Here is a 2522-nt window from a genome sequence, read left to right on the forward strand (position 1 = left end):
GACCAACGTCCGTACCACCGAGACGATCTCGACGCAGGAAGGCTATGCCGCCAAGAACAACCTGAGCTTTGGCGCGGGCGGCGGCACCGGCTTCTTCGGCGGCGGCCTGGCCGCGGTCGGCGGCGGTTATGACAACACCGACATCGGCCGGATGGTCACGCTGTCGTTCATCCAGGCCTATAGCAAGATGGTCGAGGAACTCGGGCTGGTCCGTCCCGGCGACGAAGGCACCGCGCAGGCGGCGCCGACCAAGACCTTCACCGCACAGCGCCCGGTGATCCTCCGCGCGTCGGCACTGGGCACCGCCAAGGTGATCCGCACCATTCCGGCCGGCGGCATCGTCTATCCGACGGGCAACAAGAACGGCCTATGGTGGGAAGTCGCCGACGAGAACGACAATGTCGGCTGGGTGCTGAACACCGGGCTGGCCCCGTCGAACTGATCGCGCGTTTCGCGACGATGATCGAGGCCCGTTCCGCTGACGCGGGGCGGGCCTTTTTCCTTGGTTCTGGGGCGAAACGGGCGGCGATTCGACGTCGCTCGGCATGAACGTCGCCGCGCCTCTCCTCTTCCTGCCCGGCACGAGCGGGAGCGCGGTTGTGCTCTGGGAGGGGTTCAGCGCTGAATGGGCAGGTCGCCCAGCCCCGCGGCGCGGATCGCGGCCAAGGCGGCGTCGAAGCGCGCCTCGCCGTCGCCGCGCACCCATGCCCAGCGCAGCCCGCGCCGCTCGAGCTCAGCGCGCGACGCGTCGAGGAAGCGTCGGCGCAACGCCGGGGTGCCGAACATGCGCGTGCCGTCGTCGATCCACGGCAGGTCGATGTCGAACAGCAGGTAGAGATCAGCGGTGCCGGTCCATTCGTCGAACCACGGATCGCGGTGGCCGTGGAGCATCATCGCCCAGGCCGCGGTCATCAACGGATCGGTGTCGAGGATCACCGGATCGATCCCGCGCGCGATGGCGACGCGGGTCATCTGGTCGTGCGTCCGCGCGATCTCGACCAAATCGGCCATGCCGAATTCGGTGCCGCGCGCCTCCGCAAAGGTCCGGCCGAATTCCTGGACGATGCCGCCACCCAGCGCCTGCGCGAGGCGGGGGGCCAGCGTCGACTTGCCGGTGCTTTCGGGCCCATGCAGGCAGATCACCCGGCTCACCCGCGCCGCGCCTTTCCCCAACCGATCACACCGACGATGCACATTGCGAGAAAGATAGCGTAGAGCGCGGAAGTCGCCCACAAATTCTTTGCGGCGTAGAGCGGCACCGCGATCAGGTCCGCCGCGATCCAGAACAGCCAGTTTTCCCAATAGCGGCGCGACATCAGGATCTGGCCGGCGACGCTGAGCATCGCGATGCCAGCGTCCCACCACGGAAAGGATGCGTCGGTGTGGCGGTGCATCAGCCAGCCCCACAACGCCGTCGCCGCCGCCACCGCGACAATCCAGCCGGCGCGCGCGGGCCAGCCGAGGCTCTCGACGCGCACCTCCCCCGCCTCGGCCCGGCTGCGCGCCCAATTGGCCCAGCCGTACAGATTGACGACGATGAAGAAGATCTGGAGCAGCGCATCCGAATAGAGCTTCGCGCCGAAAAACACCCAGGCGTAGAGCGACACCATCGCCAGCGCGAACGGGTAGTTCCACACGCTGCGGCGCACGACGAGGACGATGTTGACAAGGCCCAGCGCGGCGGCGGCCAGCTCGATCGGACTCACGCGGGGTTCCTGGCCGGCATCGCCGCGCCCTAAACCAGCGTTTCGCGCGCGGTCAATCGCAACGACGCCGATGCAGGAGCGCCGGGGTGACGTCGGCGCAAGGCGGGTTCGAGAGATACACGCCAGCCCGCGCGCGGCGCTTGCCCTTCGCCGTCGTGCCGCTAGCATCGCGGCAAAAGCGGGAGGACGCATGCGGCACATCGCGGTGATCGGTTCCGGCCCGGCGGGCTATTACACCGCCGAGGCCGCGCAAAAGGCGTTCGGGACGGAGGTGCGCGTCGATATCGTCGACAAGCTGCCGGTGCCGTTCGGGCTGATCCGCACCGGGGTGGCGCCCGACCATCAATCGATCAAGGCGGTGTCGCGCCGCTATGAAGCGACCGCGCTAACCGACAATGTCCGTTTCGTCGGCAATGTCGCCGTCGGGCGCGACGTGTCGATCGGCGAGCTGGTCGACCTCTACGACGCGGTGGTGCTGGCGACCGGCGCCCCGGCCGACCGGCCGCTGGGGATTCCGGGCGACGATCTGCCGGGCGTGACCGGATCGGCGGCATTCGTGGGATGGTACAACGGTCACCCCGACCACGCCGGGCTGGCCCCGACGATCGACGGCGGCGGGGTGGTGGTGGTCGGCAACGGCAATGTCGCGCTCGACGTCGCGCGGGTTCTGGCCAAGACCGAGGCGGAGTTCACCGGATCGGATATCGTCGGCCACGCGCTCGACCGGCTCAATACCGCGCAGGCGGGCGATATCACCATCCTGGGCCGGCGTGGGCCGCACCAGATCGCGATGACGCCCAAGGAGCTGGGCGAGCT

At 68.7% G+C, this 2522-nt stretch carries 4 protein-coding genes; 2 read left to right on the plus strand and 2 right to left on the minus strand.

All coding sequences use genetic code 11. The features are described from left to right. Positions 1–442: SH3 domain-containing protein (locus VNR91_RS12935; RefSeq protein ID WP_325491182.1), on the plus strand; the 442-nt coding region annotated here is incomplete at its 5' end. A gap of 173 nt (positions 443–615) precedes the next feature. On the opposite strand, the gene VNR91_RS12940 is transcribed toward VNR91_RS12935, so the two are convergent. Together VNR91_RS12940 and pnuC are read right to left on the minus strand one after the other, a co-directional pair. Further along, positions 616–1152: an ATP-binding protein gene (locus VNR91_RS12940; RefSeq protein WP_325491183.1), complete on the minus strand. Its 537-nt coding sequence runs from the start codon at positions 1150–1152 to the stop codon at positions 616–618. Beyond that, positions 1149–1706, minus strand: coding sequence for a nicotinamide riboside transporter PnuC (gene pnuC, locus VNR91_RS12945; protein WP_325491184.1), 558 nt, complete (start codon positions 1704–1706; stop codon positions 1149–1151). The genes VNR91_RS12940 and pnuC overlap by 4 nt, the downstream gene beginning before the upstream one ends. Positions 1707–1896: 190 nt before the next feature. Here pnuC and VNR91_RS12950 point away from each other — a divergent pair. After that, the coding region (locus VNR91_RS12950; protein WP_325491185.1) for an FAD-dependent oxidoreductase at positions 1897–2522 on the plus strand (626 nt) is incomplete at its 3' end.

This window comes from Sphingomonas sp. (assembly GCF_035555815.1).
GTDB lineage: Bacteria > Pseudomonadota > Alphaproteobacteria > Sphingomonadales > Sphingomonadaceae > Sphingomonas.